General features: G+C 57.4%; 1 protein-coding gene. It reads right to left on the minus strand.

Annotation, left to right across the window (positions count from 1 at the left end):
• Window positions 1–142 precede the first annotated feature (142 nt).
• Window positions 143–1,573, minus strand: a complete 1,431-nt coding sequence (locus tag BO1_RS48765; protein ID WP_028223766.1) for an IS1182 family transposase — start codon at window positions 1,571–1,573, stop codon at window positions 143–145.
• Window positions 1,574–1,643: the final 70 nt, after the last annotated feature.

Here is a 1,643-nt window from a genome sequence, read left to right on the forward strand (position 1 = left end):
GGCCCAGATTGTGTCAAAACGGCTGGCCACTGGGAATTGACGAAACCTGGCTCGGCGCAGGTCGCGGCTTTTCGATTGCGGCAACCCGAACGTCAAATCACAGCCGAACATATCGCAAAGGCTCAACAACCCCGTACGGGCCTCATGCCCGCATCGCCTTCATAACCGCTTCTGAACCGAGTAGCTTGATCACGCGCTTCATGTTGTACGCCAGCACGTGCAAGCTCATCTCCGTGCTCACCCGCCCGATGGTCCGTGTCAGGAAATGAGTGGCGCCCATCCATGCCTTGATCGTGCCGAACGGGTGCTCGACAGTCTGCCGTCGGATTCGCATCATCTCAGGGGCATGGTCAAGTCGCGCCTGCATCTCGTCCAGAACAGCTTCGTGTTCCCAGCGTGCCACGCGACGTTGAGGGCCCGGCGTGCAGTCCCCTTTTAGCGAACATTGCTGGCAATTGGAACTCCAATACTTACTGAGCTTCAGGCCGCGCTCAACGGTCGAGAATCGCCAGATGAGCCGCTCGCCTGCCGGGCACCGATATTCGTTCGTCTTTGCGTCGTAAATGAAGTCTTCCTTGCCGAAACGGCCATGAGCCGTAGCGCTCGATGTCACCGTCTTTGGAACGAACACGGTTATCCCAGCCTCATGGCATGCGAGTATCTCTTCGCTCTTGTAGTAGCCGCGATCCGCAACCGCGGTGAGCTTGTCGACACCCATCTCTGTACGGGCAAGCTTCGCCATCGACGCTAACTGATCACGGTCGATGCCATCATTAGTCACTGCGTGCGCGACGATCAGATGGTGCTTTGTGTCAACCGCCGTCTGGACGTTGTAGCCGACGACTCCGGTTCCTCGTGTCTTCATCGAACGGGCATCCGGATCCGTGAGCGATATTTGTTTGTCGGGTGCCGCGTTGAGTTGGACCTCGATCTCCTTGAGGCTTCGCATCTGTTCCTTCAAGGCCGCAATCTTGTCCTGCAGTCGCACTGTTCTGGCCTTCGCAATCGTAGGCTCCTGACGATCCGCTGTGTCCATCGCCTCGAGATAGCGAGCGATACTTGACTCGATGTCGCGCATGCGTCGTTCGAGCTTGGCGCTCGTGAAGTTGCGATCGCGATGGTTCACCGCCTTGAACTTGCTGCCGTCGATCGCAACGATCGCCTCGGCGAAGAGGTCCAGACGCTGGCATAGCACGACGAATTGACGGCAGACGCTGCGGATCGCCTTGCCGTTGTCTTTACGGAACCGCGCGATGGTCTTGAAGTCAGGCGCCAGGCGGCCGGTGAGCCACATCAGTTCGACGTTGCGCTGGGCCTCGCGTTCAAGGCGACGGCTGGATTGAATACGGTTCAGGTAACCGTAGATGTAGATCTTGAGCATCACCTCCGGATGATACGAAGGCCGGCCGGTCAGCGCTGGCTCCACACCTTCAAACCCGAGCTTCTGAAGATCGAGCTCATCTACAAAGACATCCACCACCCGCACAGGATTGGTGTCGGTCACGTAGTCATCAAGCGCTTCGGGAAGGAGAAAGCTTTGCGTACGACTATCGCCTTGAACGAACCGCTTCATCTTGCTCATCCTCCACCGTTTGATGAGAAATTTTAGCGCTTCAAAAAGGCGTTTTGACACAGTCTGGGCC

The sequence above is a fragment of the Paraburkholderia oxyphila NBRC 105797 genome (assembly GCF_000685075.1).
Lineage (GTDB): Bacteria > Pseudomonadota > Gammaproteobacteria > Burkholderiales > Burkholderiaceae > Paraburkholderia > Paraburkholderia oxyphila.

What these genes read in the sequence shown, in the direction of transcription:
- BO1_RS48765 (WP_028223766.1), bottom strand. Translation starts at nt 1,573, where the DNA reads ATGAAGCGGTTCGTTCAAGGCGATAGTCGTACGCAAAGCTTTCTCCTT.